Below are 16,666 nucleotides of genomic sequence, written 5' to 3' on the forward strand. Positions count from 1 at the left end.
CCGTAAGCTAGGTCGCTTATTTATCACCCCATGGGATTTTACAATGGATTCTCTTGTCGTTCCGGATATCGACCTGCTGCGTCGTTGGCTGGATCAGCAAAATATCACTTGGTTTGAATGTGATGCTTGCCAGGCGCTTCATTTGCCGCATATGCAAAACTTCGACGGGGTGTTTGACGCTAAAATCGACCTGGTCGATAACGTCATTCTGTTTTCAGCACTGGCGGAAGTCAAACCGACCGCATTAATTCCGCTGGTGGGTGACTTATCGCAAATCAACGCCAGTTCGTTGACGGTTAAGGCGTTCATCGATATACAGGATGACAATCTGCCTAAGCTTATTGTTTGCCAGTCAATGATGACCACGGCCGGGTTAACCTTCGGTCAGTTCTCGCATTTTATGAAGCAGAGTGAAGAAGAGATTTCCATGGTCATCATGGAAGCCTTTGCCAATAATTTGCTGATGATAGGTGAAGATGAAGAGCATGTTGCAAGCAGCGCCATGCATTCTGTCCTGCATTAAACATCTGCGTTGATTAAGCCGTCATCATTGACGGCTTTTTTATTTCCGACGCGCCCTTTGTTACCTGCCACGTATTTCCCCTCCTGGCTGACGCCACAACGACGATTTTTGCGGTTCCGCGCCTGTAATTCTTAATGTTATCAATAGTGAACAACACAGGTTAATTTATAACCGTAATGTTTTATTCTGCATTAAGCCCTTAATTGCCAGATTAATGACGTTGTTTATGCCATAAAAGCCGAACCTCATAGCTTAAACATGCATAAAATATTGAGTTCAGGCGTTTTTTACGCTGAGATCTGGTTAACCCTGAACGGGGGGGCTATGCTTGCGGGGCGGCGACAACAGTGACAATGCCGTGCAGGTATAGGTTTTTACTATTAAACGTCCACTGAATAATGATTCATTGTGTAACTGATTTTTAATCACTAAACGCAAAACCGAATCACTGATGTGCAGCGTTGTTATAACCCGCTCAGGAGGATTAAAAGCATGTTCAACCAACGTCAAAAATGGTTGTCAGGTGTGGTGGCTGGGGTGCTGATGGCTGCTTCAGCCAGTACCATGGCGGAAGATAAGACGCTGCACGTTTATAACTGGTCGGATTATATTTCGCCAGATACCGTGCCTAATTTTGAAAAGCAGACCGGTATTAAAGTGGTCTATGACGTGTTTGATTCCAATGAAGTCCTGGAAGGCAAACTGATGGCTGGTAGCACCGGCTATGACATCGTGGTGCCTTCATCGAGTTTCCTGGGACGTCAACTTCAGTCTGGCGTGTTTCAGCCGCTGGATAAAAGCAAACTGCCAAACTATAAAAATCTGGACCCTGCCTTGATGGCGAAAGTCGCCCAGCATGACCCGGATAATAAATATGCCATTCCATATTTGTGGGGCACCACCGGAATTGGTTATAACGTCGAAAAAGTTAAAGCCGCGCTGGGCGCTGATGCGCCGGTAAACAGTTGGGATCTGGTGATGAAACCAGAAAACCTGGAAAAACTGAAAAGCTGTGGCGTTTCTTTCCTGGATGCGCCCGAAGAGATCTTTGCCACCGTACTTAACTACCTGGGCAAAGATCCTAACAGCAGCGATGCGAAAGATTATTCCGGTGCCGCGACGGATCTCTTGCTGAAGCTGCGTCCCAATATTCGTTACTTCCACTCTTCGCAATATATTAACGACCTGGCGAACGGCAATATCTGTGTGGCCATTGGCTGGTCGGGCGATATTCTTCAGGCGAAAAACCGCGCGGAGAAAGCGAAGAATGGCGTCAACATTGGTTACAGCGTACCGAAAGAGGGCGCACTCGCGTTCTTCGATATGATGGCGATTCCTAAAGACGCAAAAGATATTGATGCGGCTTACGCCTGGCTGAACTACATCATGGATCCGAAAGTCATTGCTGACGTGTCCAATAAAATGAATTACGCCAACGGCAATAAAGCCTCACTGCCGTTAATTAATGCCGATATCCGTAACAACCCGGGTATTTACCCCACACCGGATGCGATGGCCAAACTGTTTGTGCTGAAGATTCAGGACCCGAAACTGGATCGCGTGCGCACACGTGCATGGACTAAGGTTAAAAGCGGTAAGTAATTCGACAGCATATGTTATGCAACAGCAACAGAGGCGCAGTACAGGCCTCTGTTGTGCCATTTTTAGCGGCACTGTTTGCCGCGTTGTTCCGCCTGGCTCCGGAGAACTACATTCGTGAACGATGCCATCCCTCGCCCGCAAAATAAAACAGCAAAAGCGTTAACGCCGCTGCTGGAAATTCGTAATCTGACCAAATCCTTTGACGGCCAGCATGCCGTGGACGACGTCAGCCTGACCATTTATAAAGGCGAGATTTTTGCCCTGCTCGGCGCGTCCGGCTGTGGCAAATCAACCCTGTTACGCATGTTGGCAGGGTTTGAACAGCCCACCAGCGGCCAGATTGTACTGGATGGTCACGATCTGTCGCATGTCGCGCCCTATCAACGTCCTATTAATATGATGTTCCAGAGCTACGCGCTGTTTCCCCATATGACGGTAGAGCAGAACATTGCTTTTGGCCTGAAGCAGGACAAACTGGCAAAAGGGGAAATCACCCAACGCGTCGAAGAAATGCTGTCGCTGGTACACATGCAGGAATTTGCCAAACGCAAACCGCACCAGCTTTCGGGTGGTCAACGTCAGCGCGTGGCGCTGGCGCGCAGCCTGGCGAAGCGGCCGAAACTGCTGCTGCTGGATGAACCTATGGGGGCGCTGGACAAAAAGCTACGCGACCGCATGCAACTGGAAGTGGTGGACATTCTGGAGCGCGTTGGGGCGACCTGTGTAATGGTGACGCACGATCAGGAAGAAGCCATGACGATGGCAGGGCGTATTGCCATCATGAACCGCGGCAAATTCGTGCAGATCGGTGAGCCGGAAGAGATTTACGAGCATCCTACCAGCCGCTACAGCGCCGAGTTTATCGGCTCGGTAAACGTGTTTGAAGGCCTGCTGCGCGAACGTCAGGAAGACGGCCTGGTGATTGACAGCCCCGGCCTGAAGCATCCTCTTAAAGTCGATTCAGACGTATCGGTGGTGGATAACGTGCCGGTTCACGTCGCCCTGCGCCCTGAAAAAGTGATGCTGTGTGAAGACGTGCCTGCCGATGGTTGTAACTTTGCTGACGGTGAGGTGGTCCACATTGCCTATCTGGGCGATCTCTCCATTTACCATGTTCGCCTGCACAGCGGCCAGATGCTCAGTGCCCAGCTACAAAATGCACATCGCTACCGCAAAGGGTTACCGACCTGGGGCGATCAAGTGCGTCTGTGTTGGGACAGTGACAGCTGCGTGGTATTGACGGTTTAAGGAGGCGCGATGAACCAGATTTTTCAACGCACGAAAGCCCCGGCTAAGCTGCTCGGTACGCCGTTGCAGCGCTGGGCAACGCGCATAAAGATGCAGCACGGGCGCAAGCTCGTCATTGCATTACCTTACCTGTGGCTGATTCTCTTTTTTCTGCTGCCGTTCCTGATTGTTTTGAAAATCAGCTTCGCGGATATTGCCCGGGCGATTCCGCCTTATACCGAACTGGTCAACTGGGCTGACGATCAACTCAGCCTGGTGCTGAATCTGGGCAACTATGTCACGCTGAGCGACGATCCGCTGTATATCGACGCCTATTTACAGTCGTTAAAAGTGGCGGCTATCTCCACCGTGATCTGCCTGCTGATTGGTTATCCGCTGGCGTGGGCCGTGGCGCACAGCAAGCCTTCGATGCGTTCTGTCCTGCTGTTACTGGTGATCCTGCCGTCGTGGACGTCGTTTCTGGTGCGGGTTTATGCCTGGATGGGACTGCTGAACAACAACGGTATTCTTAACCGTTTTCTGCTGTGGACAGGCGTGATCGACCATCCGTTAGTGATTCTGTATACCAATACGGCGGTCTATATCGGGATTGTCTACTGCTATCTGCCCTTTATGGTGCTGCCTATTTATACCGCGCTGACGCGAATCGATTATTCGCTGGTGGAAGCCTCACTGGATCTGGGCGCGCGCCCGCTGAAAACCTTCTTCAGCGTGATCGTGCCCCTGACAAAGGGCGGTATCATTGCCGGTTCCATGCTGGTGTTTATCCCGGCGGTGGGCGAGTACGTGATCCCCGAACTGCTGGGCGGTCCGGACAGTATTATGATTGGCCGTATTCTTTGGCAGGAGTTCTTTAACAATCGTGACTGGCCTGTGGCCTCTGCGCTGGCGGTGATCATTTTGCTGATTTTGATTCTGCCGATTATTTGGTTCCACAAACATCAAAACCGTGAAATGGGAGAGAAGGGATGAACAATCTGCCAACGATCCGCTCTCCCTGGCGTACGGCGATTTTAGCCTGCTGCTTTTTGTTTCTTTATGCACCGATGCTGCTGCTGGTGGTTTACTCCTTCAACAGTTCGCAACTGGTGACGGTCTGGGAAGGGTTTTCATTCAACTGGTATCGGGTGCTGTTTCAGGACAATGCCATGATCGATGCGGTGCTGCTGAGCCTGACCATTGCCGGGCTTTCAGCCTCGATGGCGGTGGTGCTGGGCACGATGGCGGCGGTGATTATCGTGCGGTTTGGGCGCTTTCGTGGTCATAACGGCTTTGCCTTTATGCTGACCGCACCGCTGGTGATGCCTGATGTGATCACCGGGCTGTCACTGTTACTGCTGTTTGTCGGCTTAGGAAATGCGCTGGGCTGGCCAACGGAACGCGGTACGCTTACCATCTGGCTGGCACACGTGACGTTCTGTACCGCTTATGTGGCGGTGGTGATTAACTCGCGGCTGCGGGAGCTGGACCGATCTATCGAAGAGGCGGCGATGGATCTGGGCGCGACGCCGTTGAAAGTCTTCTTTGTGATTACGGTCCCGATGATTGCACCAGCGATTGTGACGGGCTGGCTGCTGGCCTTTACGCTGTCACTGGATGACCTGGTGATTGCCAGCTTTGTGACCGGGCCGGGCGCCACCACCTTGCCAATGGCTATTTTCGCCACGGTGCGACGTGGGGTGAATCCGGAGATTAACGCGCTGGCTTCCCTGATCCTGTTCGTTGTGGGCATCGTGGGCTTTATTGCCTGGCGCGTGATGGCTCATGAAGAAAAGCAGCGCATAAGCGATATTCAGAAAGCGAAACGTGGCTAAAACCGCCGACTTTTGCCATTCTGTGACGAGGCTGGTTAATCCAGCCTCTTTATCGTCATGGTGGAGTAAAAGGCATGTCGGAAACCCTTAAGCACGGCTCTGTTTTACCCTCAGCCCCGGTGCCCGTCACGGTGGCTGGCGTGGCGATTATTGCCACGCGCTGTCTGAGCGTGCTGATGCTGGCGAATGCGCTGGGTTACGCCGAAATAGCTAACTTTGTGCACCGCAGTGCGCAGTCATGGGATTCCACGCTGATCTTTATCGCCAGTCAGGTCATTTTCTTATTTGAACTGCGTTGTGCTTTTACCCTGATGCGCGGCAGCAACCGGGGGCGCTGGGGATTTGTCGTAGCGCAAATCGTGGTGCTGTTTTATATGCTCATGGCTTCCACCGGCTGGATCTATCCGGAAATCTTCAGCATTCAAGGGGATAATAACCTGCAGATTATCCATCGCACGCTGCTGCAAAAACTGCCCGATCTGGTGGTGCTGTTGCTGCTTTTTCTCCCCGCCAGCAGCCGCGCATTTTTCCGTAAGCGGTGATACAATCGCGCTCCGCCAACCCTTCCGACCGTTAACACAGGCTTTACCATGCACTGCGCGCTCTATGACGCTAACCGTTGCCGCTCTTGCCAGTGGCTCGAAAAACCCTATTCCCAGCAGCTTGATGAGAAACAGTCCCAGTTGACCCAGCTGCTGGCCGCGTTTCCGGTTAAACACTGGCTGCCGCCGGTCACATCGGCTCAGCAAGGATTCCGTAATAAGGCAAAGATGGTGGTGAGCGGCAGCGTTGAGCGCCCGATTTTCGGTATCGTACAGCGTAACGGTGAGGCGACGGATCTTTGCGCCTGTCCGCTCTATCCCGACAGCTTTTCCCCGGTACTGGCGAGCTTAAAACCCTTTATCGCGCGCGCAGGCTTAACCCCTTACAACATCGAACGGCAGCGCGGTGAACTCAAGTATTTGCTGCTGACCGAAAGTACCCAGGGCGGGATGATGCTGCGCTTTGTTCTGCGATCGCACACCAAGCTGGAGCAACTGCGAAACGCACTGCCCTGGCTACAGCAGCAGTTGCCGCAGCTGAGAGTGATTTCAGCCAACATTCAGCCGGTGCATATGGCCATTCTGGAAGGGGATGAGGAGATCGCGCTGACGCCAACGCAGTCGCTGGCCGACGTTTTTAACGGTGTTCCGCTGTGGATACGGCCCCAAAGTTTTTTCCAGACCAATCCCCAGGTGGCCAGTGCGCTATACGCGACGGCGCGCGACTGGGTGCGTCAGCTTCCGATTACCAGCATGTGGGATCTGTTTTGCGGCGTAGGAGGATTTGGCCTGCATTGCGCTTCATCAGAGATACAGCTGACCGGGATCGAGATCAGTGCTGAAGCCATTGCCTGCGCACAACGCTCAGCACAAATGCTGGGTCTGGATAACGTCAGTTTTGCCGCACTCGATTCCACCGCCTTTGCCACTGAGCGTGATGCGGTGCCGCAGCTGGTGCTGGTGAATCCGCCGCGCCGGGGGATTGGAAAGGGGCTGTGTGATTATCTCCGCACGATGGCGCCTGACTATGTGCTCTATTCAAGCTGTAATCCGCAGACGATGGCGCAGGATATTGCCCGGCTGAGCGATTACGATGTGACACAGGTACAGCTGTTCGATATGTTCCCGCATACGGCGCATTTTGAAGTGCTGACGCTACTGACGCATCAACGGCTGGGTGGGCCAGTCAGGTAATCTGCTGAACTGAGGACAGTGCAGAACCGGTCAGCAGAACACGCCGCTGGCCCATAATACTTATTCAGGGAACCATTTCTGATTAATTTTCTGCCAGCTACCGTTCGCTTTTAACGCCGCCAGAGCCTGATTAAATTTATCGCGCAGTGGGTCATTACCTTTGCGTACTGCAATGCCCAGGCCGGTACCAAAGTAATCGGCATCCGTTACGTGCTCACCGACGCTGGCCAGTTCGCTGTTACTTTTTAACCACTGATTGACGACTGCGCTGTCACCAAATACGCCGTCAAGGCGACCGCTTTTCATATCCAGAATGGCATTCTGATAGCTGTCATACGCCACGACTGTAATTTCTGGGTGCTTGTCCTGCAGATATTTCTGGTGCGTGGTGCCATTCTCAACGCCAATTCGTTTACCTTTCAACGCATCGACAGAACTGAACTTCCCTTTCGGCGCAATCACGATGGCGGAGTTCGCGTAATAGGGTTGAGTGAAATCAACCTGCTTGCTGCGTTCGGCAGTGATGTCCATACCCGCAATGACGGCGTCATAGCGGCGGAACTTGAGCGAAGGGATCAGGCTGTCAAACGCCGTATTAGTAAATGAGCATTCCGCTTTCATCTGCGCACACAGCGCTTTCGCCAGGTCAATGTCGAAACCCACAATCTGGTTGTCGCTGTTCAGCGATTCAAAAGGAGGGTAGGTAGCAGAGGTGGCGAAGCGAATTTTGTCAGCCGCCTGGGCGCTTACCGCCAGGCTTGCCAGTACGGCGGCAATCATCCATTTTTTCATTACAGGCTCCCGTTAGCCATCAATAACACAGCAAGTGAATGCGCCACACGATGCCAGTAAATGAATTTTTATGCAATAAATATGATTATAAAATTAATCAGGCAGGTTGCCCTGCCGAAGGATTAATTCCGCCGTTCAAACGCCAGGGCGCGTTTCTCAATCAGGCGCATCATGAGGGTAAGCAGACCGTTAACACACAGGTAAATCAGCCCGGCAGCCGCGTAAACCGTGACGTCATAGGTTCGGCCATACAGCAGTTGACCATGCCCCATCACCTCCATCAGCGTAATAGTAAACGCCAGGGATGTGCCTTTAAACACCAGCACCACTTCGTTGGAGTAGGAGGACAGCGCGCGCTTAAACGCATAAGGCAGCAGAATACGCAGGGTTTGCCGGGGCGTCATGCCCAGCGCTTCACAGGACTGCCACTGACCCGCAGGAATCGCCCGAACGGCACCGTAAAACAGCTGCGTCGTATAGGCCGCGCTGTTGAGTGACAACGCCAGCATGGCGCACAGCCATGGCTGTGACAGCAGGTGCCATAACCAGGGCTCCGTTTGCAGGCTGGGAAACTGCCCCGGCCCGTAATAGATCAGGAAGATCTGCACCAGCAGCGGCGTGCCGGTAAACAGGGTAATAAAGCCTTTTACCAGCGGCGAAAACAGCGGCGTTTTCAAGGCCAGCACGATGGTAAACATCAGCGACAGCAGCAGCGCGGTCACCAGGGAAGCGGCGGTTAAGCTCAGGCTGGTATTCAGCCCTTTCAGCAGTTCGGGTAGATAGTGCAGCATCAGCGGTCCCCCCGCTCAAAACGGGTAGTGCGCCGTTCAATTCGACGCAGCACGGCCTGACTGAACAGCGTGATCAGCAGGTAAATGGCCGCCGCCACTAAAAACCAGGTGAAAGGCTCCTGGGTTCGGGTCGCGATACTTTTGGTCTGCAACATAAGGTCGTTAACGCTAATCAGCGACACCAGTGCGGTATCTTTCAGCAACACCAGCCACTGGTTTCCCAGGCCTGGCAACGCATGACGCCACATTTGCGGCATGATCAGGCGGACAAAAATCGCTGACTTTTTCATGCCGAGCGCCTGGCCTGATTCCCACTGCCCAATCGGCACGGCTTTCAGCGCGCCGCGCAGCGTTTGCGACGCATAGGCGGCATAGAGCATCGCCAGCGCAATCACGCCACAGAGAAACGGGCTGACGTCAAAATTTTCAATCTGCATCTGAACCGGCAGCCTGAAAAAGCCGAAGTTCAGGACAACGCCATCGGATAAGGTCAGTAACACCTGTGATGCGCCAAAGTAGATAAACAGCACGACCAGGATTTCCGGCAGGCCGCGAATCAGCGTGACCAGAGCGGTACCGATCCATGCCAGCGGCTTCAGCCGCATCGACTCCCAGCCGGCAAAAATCATCGCCAGCACCAGGCCAGCGATGAGGGCACAAACAGCAAGGCCGACGGTCATACCGGCGGCGCTTGCAAGCGGGATTATTTCATTCATCAGAAATTACTGCTGGAACCATTTGCTGTAGATGGTTTTGTAGGTGCCATCGGCTTTGATTTTATCAAGCGCGGCATTGAATTTGCTTTGCAGCTCAGTATTTCCCTGACGAACGGCAATGCCCAGACCGGTTCCGAAATAGTCTTTATCGGTCACTTTCTCACCCACCGGGGCCAGGTTAGCGTTCTGCTTAAGCCACTCGTTGACGACCGCGCTGTCGCCAAAAACGGCATCAATGCGGCCATTTTTCAGATCCAGCACCGCATTCTGGTAGCTGTCGTAGGGCACCACGGTAATATCCGAATGCTTATCAGTCAGGTATTTTTGATGGGTCGTCCCGTTCTGTACGCCAACGCGCTTGCCTTTCAGCGCTTCAATGCTGGCGACTTTGCCTTTCTGCGCAACGAAGGTGGCAGAATTGTCATAGTAAGGTTTGCTGAACAGCACCTGCTTTTCACGTTCAGGCGTAATGTCCATGCCGGCCATCACCGCATCAAAACGGCGAAATTTCAGGCTGGGGATCAGGCTGTCGAACGCCTGATTAGTGAACGTACAGGTCGCATCCATCTCTTTACACAGCGCATTAGCCAGATCGACATCAAAGCCCTGAATTTTGTTATTCGCATCAACAAATTCAAAAGGAGGATAGGAAGCCTCGGTAGCAATACGAATGGTTTCGGCAGCGGAAGCGCTCAGGCTTAATCCGGCAAGCAGTGCAGCAAGTACGACTTTTTTCATTGTTAGCATCCTGACTTAGTGCGAAAGATAGTGTGCAAACGCCTCGGTTTGCGGCTGTGTAAAGCGGCTGGCATCGCCCTGTTCCACAATGTGACCGTTTTCCATGTACACCACGCGGCTGGCCGTTTTACGTGCCACTTCCACTTCATGGGTGACGATCACCTGAGTAATCTGGGTCTGCGCCAGTTCGCGAATGATACTGACGATCTGTGCGGTGATCTCGGGATCAAGCGCGGCGGTAGGTTCATCAAATAACAGCACCTGCGGCTCCATCATCAGCGCACGGGCAATGGCAACGCGCTGCTGCTGTCCGCCAGAAAGGTGCAGAGGAAAGCGGTCGCTGTAGCTGGTGAGACGCAGGCGATCGAGCAGTTTGTCGGCTCTGGCCCGGGCATCGGCTTTACTTAAACCCAGTACGCGGCAGGGGGCTTCCATCAGGTTTTGCAGCACGGTCAGGTGCGGCCAGAGATTGTACTGCTGGAAAACCATTCCCACGTTTTGACGCAGTTCACGTATCGCGGCCTCAGAAGGGGTTTTGCTGAAGTCGAAATCATTACCTGCAATGTGCAACTGACCGGAACGGGGATGCTCAAGCAGATTCAGCACACGCAACAGCGAGCTTTTGCCTGCGCCGCTTGGGCCAAGCAGCACCAGCGTTTCGCCCTGCGGACAGTCCAGGTTGATATCAAACAGCGCCTGATGAGCACCGTAGAAACAATTAATCGCGTTTAGTTGAATACTCATGCGCCAATTTTGAATAGCTATTAGTTTTGCGGATTTTAACGTCACCAAAATAGTTATGCAATTAAGGTGGCTTAAAATTTACGAATAAGCGGTAAACACCCAAAAGATTAGCACAAGATGTTGTGAGGTGACCGGCAGGCGTTTCTGGAAAGCACACAGGATGCCGTCTGAAAACGCACGGCCTTCAGGCCGGCGCTTTCAGACGTGAGAGTGAATCAGACGTGAGAACGAACAGGGTTTATTTTTTCGCCTTTTCAAGCATCTGGCTCAGCGAACCGCCTGCGGGATGCGATCCCTCTGCGACATAGCGCACATCGTCCACCACCCAGCAACTGCCCTGGTGGATCATCAGCACTTCATCCTGCCACTGCTTATTGTCGCGGCTCATTTTTACCCGTAGCGGAATATTGCGGGCATCCCGGTTCGGGATGGTTGATGCATCGGCAACGTCAGCCTGAGCGGGCCCCTGAGCAAGGCTGGAGAACACATCGCCGTTGCGCCATTTGGCGGCATTTTGGCTTTGACTCGCTTCCTGAAGCGAATGATAAAGGCCTTCGCTCAGGTAGGGACGATAGTTTGCCAGTGTCGTGCTATCAGGCAGACCGGAGGTAGGATGTTCAATCCGCATATCATAGAACTTTTGTGCCACGGTATCCGGGCCGCCTTCAATGCAAGGGGCGGTTCGTGGGCCATTATCCTTGGTTACCGGCTCTACTGTCGTACAGGCACTCAGCAGTAGCGCGGCCGGGAGCAAAAGCGCAAAACCTTTGTTTCTCATCTCGATTTCCTTATTGTTCTCTGGCAAGGTGCCTTTTTAACATAGAGTATAGTTCTGCTTTTAGGTGAAAGAGCCTTTGGTCGGTTTACGCAACGGGAGAACAGGATGAAATTTTCGACGACGCCCACGCTGGAAGGCCACAGTATTACGGATTACTGTGGCGTGGTGACCGGGGAAGCGATTCTCGGTGCTAACATTTTCCGCGATTTTTTCGCCGGTATCCGCGATATCGTTGGCGGCCGCTCGGGCGCTTATGAAAAAGAACTGCGCAAGGCGCGGGAGATCGCATTCAAAGAGCTGGAAGAGCAGGCCAACGCGCTGGGGGCCAATGCGGTGGTCGGTATAGATATCGATTACGAAACCGTGGGTAAAGACAGCAGTATGCTGATGGTGAGCGTGACGGGCACGGCGGTTATTATTCGTTGAAACGGCTGCTGCTGCTGTTGACGGTCTGGCTGCTGGTGGGCTGTCAGTCGGGCATAGAATCGCGACCAGGCTACTGGGTCGATCTGCGTCACCCTGCACAGGGCGCGCGACCACGGGTTAAAGTGGTGGTGATACATTATACCGCCGAGGATTTTTCCTCTTCTCTGGCGACGCTGACCGATCGTGAGGTCAGCGTCCATTATCTTATTCCCCGTCAGCCGCCGCAGCGTAAGGGCCAGGGCATTATCTGGCAACTGGTACCGGAGACGGATCTGGCCTGGCACGCCGGGCCAAGTTTCTGGCGCGGCGCAACCCGCATCAATGACACATCCGTCGGTATCGAGCTGGTCAATAACGGCTATCGCCGGACGCTCACCGGGCTGACGTGGCAAGCTTTTCCGCCTGGGCAAATCCGCGCCCTCATCGCCCTCATCAACGACATCACCCGGCGTTATGGTATTGCGCCAGAAAATATCGTGGGCCACAGTGATATCGCCCCTCAGCGTAAACAGGACCCAGGCCCGCAGTTTCCGTGGCAGCAGCTGGCTGAACAGGGCATCGGGGCATGGCCCGATCCGCAACGCGTCGCTTTTTACTTAGCCGGGCAAGATCGTGAAGCCGCCGTTCCGGTTCCCCTCCTGCTTGATCGTTTGCAGCGTTACGGCTATCAGGTAACTGAAGGAATGACGGCGCGTGAGCAACAGAACCTGATTGCGGCTTTTCAGATGCATTTCCGCCCTGCTCACTATCAGGGGTTCGCGGATGCTGAAACGCTGGCGATTGCGGAGGCGCTGCTGGAAAAATATGGGGAAGCGCAATAACCGGCGGTTACTGCGCTTCCGATCTAGCGACCCGCGTAAGGGGACGCCGACAGGGTAGATGTGTTGACGGCGGCATCGGGACGATGCTGCGCTAAAAACGCCCGCCAGTAGCCCAGTACCTTTTCCAGCACCGGGCGCTCAGCATCCAGATGGGTGACGATTCGGGTGACGGGACCAACGCTCATCAGGACATCATGGGATTTCATCCACTGGCCCAGCGCGTTAACCTGGTCTGACGGCACGCGCACGAACAACATATTTGTCTGCTGCTCGGTCACCTCGACACCGATTTTCTGCAACTCCTGTCCCAGCCAGGCGGCATTCTCGTGATCGGTCTGCAAACGCGCAACGTTATGTTGCAGCGCATACAGCCCAGCCGCGGCCAGCACGCCAGCCTGGCGCATACCGCCGCCTGTCATCTTGCGCCAGCGGCGCGCACGTTCAATATAATCCGCATCGCCACAGAGCAGCGAACCCACGGGCGCGCCCAGGCCTTTCGACAAGCAGATGGTTAACGTATCGCAATAGCGGGCAAGGTTTTCAAGGGTGGTTTGCTGCGCCACGACGGCATTAAAAATACGCGCCCCGTCAATGTGCAGCGCCAGCTTATGCTCGCGGGTGAAATGCCACGCCTGCTCCAGATAGGCTGCGGGCAGGGCTTTGCCATGATGGGTGTTCTCAAGGCTAAGCAGTCGGGTGGGCGCAAAATGGATATCGTCGGGTTTGATAAATTCGGCCACCACATCCAGCGGCAAGCTGCCATCGGCGGCAGCGAGAATGGGCTGGGGTTGAATGCTTCCCAGCACCGCTGCGCCGCCTGCTTCGTACTTATAGTTATGTGCCTGCTGGCCCACAATGTACTCTTCACCACGCTGGCAGTGGCTCATTAACGCCACCAGGTTGGCCTGGGTACCGGTTGGCAAAAACAGCGCAGCGGCTTTGCCGCTCAGTCGTGCCGCTTCGGCTTCAAGTGCGTTAACGGTGGGATCGTCCCGATAAACGTCATCGCCGGTTTCAGCCGTCATCATCGCCTGTAACATGGCAGCGCTGGGACGGGTTACGGTATCACTGCGTAGATCAATCACATTGTGCTCCTGGGCAGCGGAAAGTCAGGCGGGCGGAGAGCCCGCCTGTAACATCCATCTGTTTTACCGCAGCCAGTTAGTTTTTGCCAGTTCAAGTACTTCGTCACCGCGACCGTTTATGATGGCGCGCAACATGTACAGGCTGAACCCTTTGGCCTGCTCCAGCTTAATCTCTGGCGGCATCGCCAGTTCCTCTTTCGCGGTAATCACATCCACCAGAACCGGGCCATCGTGAGCAAAGGCCTGTTCCAGCGCGCCATTCAGCTCGGAGGCTTTCTCCACCCGAATGCCTTTCACGCCGCAGGCCTGAGCAATGGCGGCAAAATCAGGATTGTGCAGGTCGGTGCCATCGGTGAGGTAACCGCCAGCTTTCATTTCCATGGCGACAAAGCCCAAAGAGCTGTTGTTGAAAATCACCAGTTTTACCGGCAACTTCAACTGGGCAACAGTCAGGAAATCGCCCATCAGCATACTGAATCCGCCGTCACCGCATAGCGCCACGACCTGGCGGTCACGGTTAAGTGACTGTGCGCCCATCGCCTGTGGCATCGCGTTTGCCATTGAACCGTGGTTAAAGGAACCCAGCAGGCGGCGTTTGCCGTTCATTTTCAAATAGCGTGCTGCCCACACGGTTGGGGTTCCCACATCGCAGGTGAAAATCGCGTCGTCGGCGGCGAGCTCACTGATTTGCTGTGCCACATATTGCGGATGAATCGGCTGGTCATCATTGGCTGTTGCCAGCGAATCCAGATCTTTACGCGCCTCGGCATAATGCTTCAGTGCACTGTCCAGGTGACGCTGCTCGGTTTTGACCCGCAGTTTGGGCAGCAGAGCACGCAGCGTGGTTTTGACATCGCCGATATAGGCCTGATCCACATGGCAGTGCGAGCCCAGGCTGCCGGGGTTAATATCGATTTGAATGATTTTCGCTTTTTCAGGGTAGAAAGCGCGGTAGGGGAACTGGGTGCCAAGCAGCACCAGGGTATCCGCATTCATCATGGCATGAAAGCCCGAGGAGAAACCAATCAGCCCGGTCATGCCGACATCATAGGGATTGTCGTATTCGATGTGCTCTTTACCGCGAAGCGCATGCACAACTGGCGCTTTCAGCATCGCCGCCAACTCGACGACTTCACGATGTGCACCCGCACAACCACTGCCGCACATCAGCGTAATATTGGTCGCGCCGTTCAGGGTTTGCGCCAGGGTAGACAGCTCATCGGCGGACGGTAGCACGACCGGCAACTGCGGCGGATACCAGTCTGCGCGTGCGGATTCCGGTGCTGGCTGCAGCGCCACATCACCGGGCAGCACAATCACGGATACGCCGCGATTCAGAATGGCTTTCCGCATAGCAATGCCCAGCACCTGTGGCAGTTGCTCGGGATTCGACACCAGCTCGCAGTAGTGGCTACATTCGCGGAACAGCTCCTGAGGATGGGTTTCCTGAAAATAACCACTGCCGATTTCGCTGGAGGGAATATGCGCTGCAATCGCCAGTACGGGCACCCGGTTGCGGTGGCAGTCAAAAAGCCCGTTAATTAAATGCAGGTTACCGGGACCACAGGAGCCGGCGCACACCGCCAGTTCGCCACTGGCGTGCGCTTCTGCGCCTGCCGAGAAGGCAGCCACTTCTTCATGTCGGGTTGGCATCCACTCAATGGTGCCCATTCGGTTCAGACTGTCACTCAGGCCGTTTAGTGAGTCACCTGTGACGCCCCAAATACGTTTTACGCCGGCGTTTTCCAGGGTTTTGGCCACCAGCGCCGCTACGGTTTGTTTCATCTTCTTCTCCTTGGTAATCCGTCGCCATCCAGGGGATAGCAGAATCAAACAACTCAAAGAAGCGTAGACGACGCTGATTCAACTCAACCGTAAAAAATTGCATCAAAAGTTGAATTGGGCGGTCAGGCGGAGAACAGGGCGATGAGTACTGGTGCCAACAGGCTCATGACAAAGCCGTGCACAATCGCGGCCGGGACAATTTCTGTACCGCCTGCCCGTTGCAAAACCGGTAAGGTAAAATCCATAGAGGTTGCGCCGCATAAGCCCAGTGCAGTGCTGCGGTGACGGGCGATCAGCGCAGGGATCAACATAATCGCGATAAGCTCTCGCAGCAGATCGTTGAAGAAGGCGGCGCTGCCAATTACCGGGCCGAAGGCTTCCGTCATCAGAATCCCCGATAAAGAGTACCAGCCGAAGCCACTGGCCAGGGCCAGCCCGGTTTTCAGCGGCAGTCCCAGTACCAGAGCCGCGATCATTCCCCCCAGCAGCGCACTGATCAGCACCGCGAGCGCGACCATCATGCCACGACGGTTTAAGACCATCTGGCGCAACGTCATCCCACTACCGCGCAGTTGAATGCCCACCAGCAGGAGCAGAAAGATTAATGCATATTCACTGGCGGCGGCGGCATGATGCAGCCAGGGCCATTGGGTCAGGCCCAGCGCAAAGCCTACGACAACCACACCACATAACGTCAGTGATTCCAGCGCCATATGCAGACGTGAAGGAAGCTTTTGCGGTTTGTGACTGTGCTGCCAGGGCAGCCGTTGCTCCAGCCAATGCAACGCCAGCAGGTTACATAGCAGAATGCATGTCGCTGTTACTGCCGCGGTATAAAACACCGTAAGCAGATTGCTGCTGAGATTATCGAGAAAGGCCAGGCTGATGCCCATAAAAAACAGAATGACGTAGACCATCCAGCCTAACAGTCGGTTGACGGCCTTGAGAAACGTCACGTGTCGAAGCGGTAACAGCCAGCCTGCCAGCAGGGGCAACAGGATAATTAAGAGTCCGGAATACATATTGATCGGTTCGTCCATGTCGAAAGTCTCGACACGCTAGCGAAA

The 16,666-nt window shown here is 54.3% G+C and carries 17 protein-coding genes and 1 pseudogene; 9 read left to right on the top strand and 9 right to left on the bottom strand.

The genetic code is table 11. The annotated features are described in order from the left end of the window. The first annotated feature begins 43 nt into the window (after positions 1–43). The 7 genes from FBY13_RS21130 (at position 44) to rlmC (ending at position 6,923) form a co-directional block, all read left to right on the top strand. Entirely contained in the window at positions 44–523 is a 480-nt protein-coding gene (locus tag FBY13_RS21130) for a YbjN domain-containing protein (protein ID WP_063878917.1), read from the top strand. A 492-nt stretch (positions 524–1,015) separates the two neighbouring features. Beyond that, on the top strand, positions 1,016–2,125 hold the full coding sequence (gene potF, locus FBY13_RS21135; protein ID WP_063878918.1) for a spermidine/putrescine ABC transporter substrate-binding protein PotF: 1,110 nt from the start codon (positions 1,016–1,018) through the stop codon (positions 2,123–2,125). Positions 2,126–2,239: 114 nt separating this feature from the next. Beyond that, a complete protein-coding gene (gene potG, locus FBY13_RS21140; protein ID WP_063878919.1) occupies positions 2,240–3,373 on the top strand; it encodes a putrescine ABC transporter ATP-binding subunit PotG in 1,134 nt (377 codons plus the stop codon). Between the two features lie 9 nt (positions 3,374–3,382). Further along, the gene (potH, locus tag FBY13_RS21145) at positions 3,383–4,345 is read left to right on the top strand and encodes a putrescine ABC transporter permease PotH (protein ID WP_063878920.1); all 963 of its coding nucleotides are present in this window, start codon (positions 3,383–3,385) and stop codon (positions 4,343–4,345) included. After that, positions 4,342–5,187, top strand: coding sequence for a putrescine ABC transporter permease PotI (gene potI, locus FBY13_RS21150; protein ID WP_096012207.1), 846 nt, complete (start codon positions 4,342–4,344; stop codon positions 5,185–5,187). Before potH ends, potI begins: the two co-directional genes overlap by 4 nt. A 74-nt stretch (positions 5,188–5,261) precedes the next feature. Then, positions 5,262–5,729: a YbjO family protein gene (locus FBY13_RS21155; protein ID WP_063878922.1), complete on the top strand. Its 468-nt coding sequence runs from the start codon at positions 5,262–5,264 to the stop codon at positions 5,727–5,729. 48 nt (positions 5,730–5,777) lie between these two features. Beyond that, positions 5,778–6,923: a 23S rRNA (uracil(747)-C(5))-methyltransferase RlmC gene (rlmC, locus tag FBY13_RS21160; RefSeq protein ID WP_145395079.1), complete on the top strand. Its 1,146-nt coding sequence runs from the start codon at positions 5,778–5,780 to the stop codon at positions 6,921–6,923. 60 nt (positions 6,924–6,983) lie between these two features. Here rlmC and artJ (FBY13_RS21165) read toward each other — a convergent pair whose 3' ends face one another. The 6 genes from artJ (FBY13_RS21165) to FBY13_RS21190 all read right to left on the bottom strand — a co-directional run bounded on the left by artJ (FBY13_RS21165) (position 6,984) and on the right by FBY13_RS21190 (position 11,482). Further along, positions 6,984–7,715 (bottom strand): arginine ABC transporter substrate-binding protein, encoded by a 732-nt coding sequence (gene artJ / locus FBY13_RS21165; protein WP_096012209.1) that lies wholly within the window; start codon positions 7,713–7,715, stop codon positions 6,984–6,986. Between the two features lie 122 nt (positions 7,716–7,837). Beyond that, positions 7,838–8,506, bottom strand: coding sequence for an arginine ABC transporter permease ArtM (gene artM, locus FBY13_RS21170; protein WP_145395080.1), 669 nt, complete (start codon positions 8,504–8,506; stop codon positions 7,838–7,840). Then, on the bottom strand, positions 8,506–9,222 hold the full coding sequence (gene artQ, locus FBY13_RS21175) for an arginine ABC transporter permease ArtQ (protein ID WP_145395081.1): 717 nt from the start codon (positions 9,220–9,222) through the stop codon (positions 8,506–8,508). The genes artM and artQ overlap by 1 nt, the downstream gene beginning before the upstream one ends. 6 nt (positions 9,223–9,228) lie before the next feature. Continuing rightward, entirely contained in the window at positions 9,229–9,960 is a 732-nt protein-coding gene (artJ, locus tag FBY13_RS21180; protein WP_063878927.1) for an arginine ABC transporter substrate-binding protein, read from the bottom strand. 15 nt (positions 9,961–9,975) lie between these two features. Beyond that, positions 9,976–10,704, bottom strand: a complete 729-nt coding sequence (artP, locus tag FBY13_RS21185) for an arginine ABC transporter ATP-binding protein ArtP (RefSeq protein WP_096012212.1) — start codon at positions 10,702–10,704, stop codon at positions 9,976–9,978. A gap of 238 nt (positions 10,705–10,942) precedes the next feature. Further along, positions 10,943–11,482, bottom strand: a complete 540-nt coding sequence (locus tag FBY13_RS21190; protein WP_063878928.1) for a lipoprotein — start codon at positions 11,480–11,482, stop codon at positions 10,943–10,945. A gap of 105 nt (positions 11,483–11,587) precedes the next feature. Here FBY13_RS21190 and FBY13_RS21195 point away from each other — a divergent pair, with 105 nt between their 5' ends. Together FBY13_RS21195 and FBY13_RS21200 are read left to right on the top strand one after the other, a co-directional pair. Beyond that, positions 11,588–11,908 carry a heavy metal-binding domain-containing protein gene (locus FBY13_RS21195; RefSeq protein WP_096012214.1) on the top strand — a complete coding sequence of 107 codons (321 nt, stop codon included), beginning with the start codon at positions 11,588–11,590 and terminating at the stop codon, positions 11,906–11,908. After that, positions 11,905–12,729: an N-acetylmuramoyl-L-alanine amidase gene (locus FBY13_RS21200; RefSeq protein WP_063881141.1), complete on the top strand. Its 825-nt coding sequence runs from the start codon at positions 11,905–11,907 to the stop codon at positions 12,727–12,729. Before FBY13_RS21195 ends, FBY13_RS21200 begins: the two co-directional genes overlap by 4 nt. 86 nt (positions 12,730–12,815) lie before the next feature. Here FBY13_RS21200 and ltaE read toward each other — a convergent pair. The 3 genes and pseudogenes from ltaE to FBY13_RS21215 all read right to left on the bottom strand — a co-directional run. Beyond that, positions 12,816–13,814 (bottom strand): annotated as a pseudogene (gene ltaE / locus FBY13_RS21205) (low-specificity L-threonine aldolase); the annotation flags it as partial. 63 nt (positions 13,815–13,877) lie between these two features. Next, positions 13,878–15,599: a ubiquinone-dependent pyruvate dehydrogenase gene (gene poxB, locus FBY13_RS21210; protein ID WP_145395082.1), complete on the bottom strand. Its 1,722-nt coding sequence runs from the start codon at positions 15,597–15,599 to the stop codon at positions 13,878–13,880. 122 nt (positions 15,600–15,721) lie between these two features. Beyond that, a complete protein-coding gene (locus FBY13_RS21215) occupies positions 15,722–16,621 on the bottom strand; it encodes a lysine exporter LysO family protein (RefSeq protein ID WP_096012525.1) in 900 nt (299 codons plus the stop codon). Positions 16,622–16,666 lie beyond the last annotated feature (45 nt).

The sequence above is a fragment of the Pantoea sp. SJZ147 genome, assembly GCF_007828605.1.
In the GTDB taxonomy this organism is placed as follows: Bacteria; Pseudomonadota; Gammaproteobacteria; order Enterobacterales; family Enterobacteriaceae; genus Pantoea; species Pantoea allii.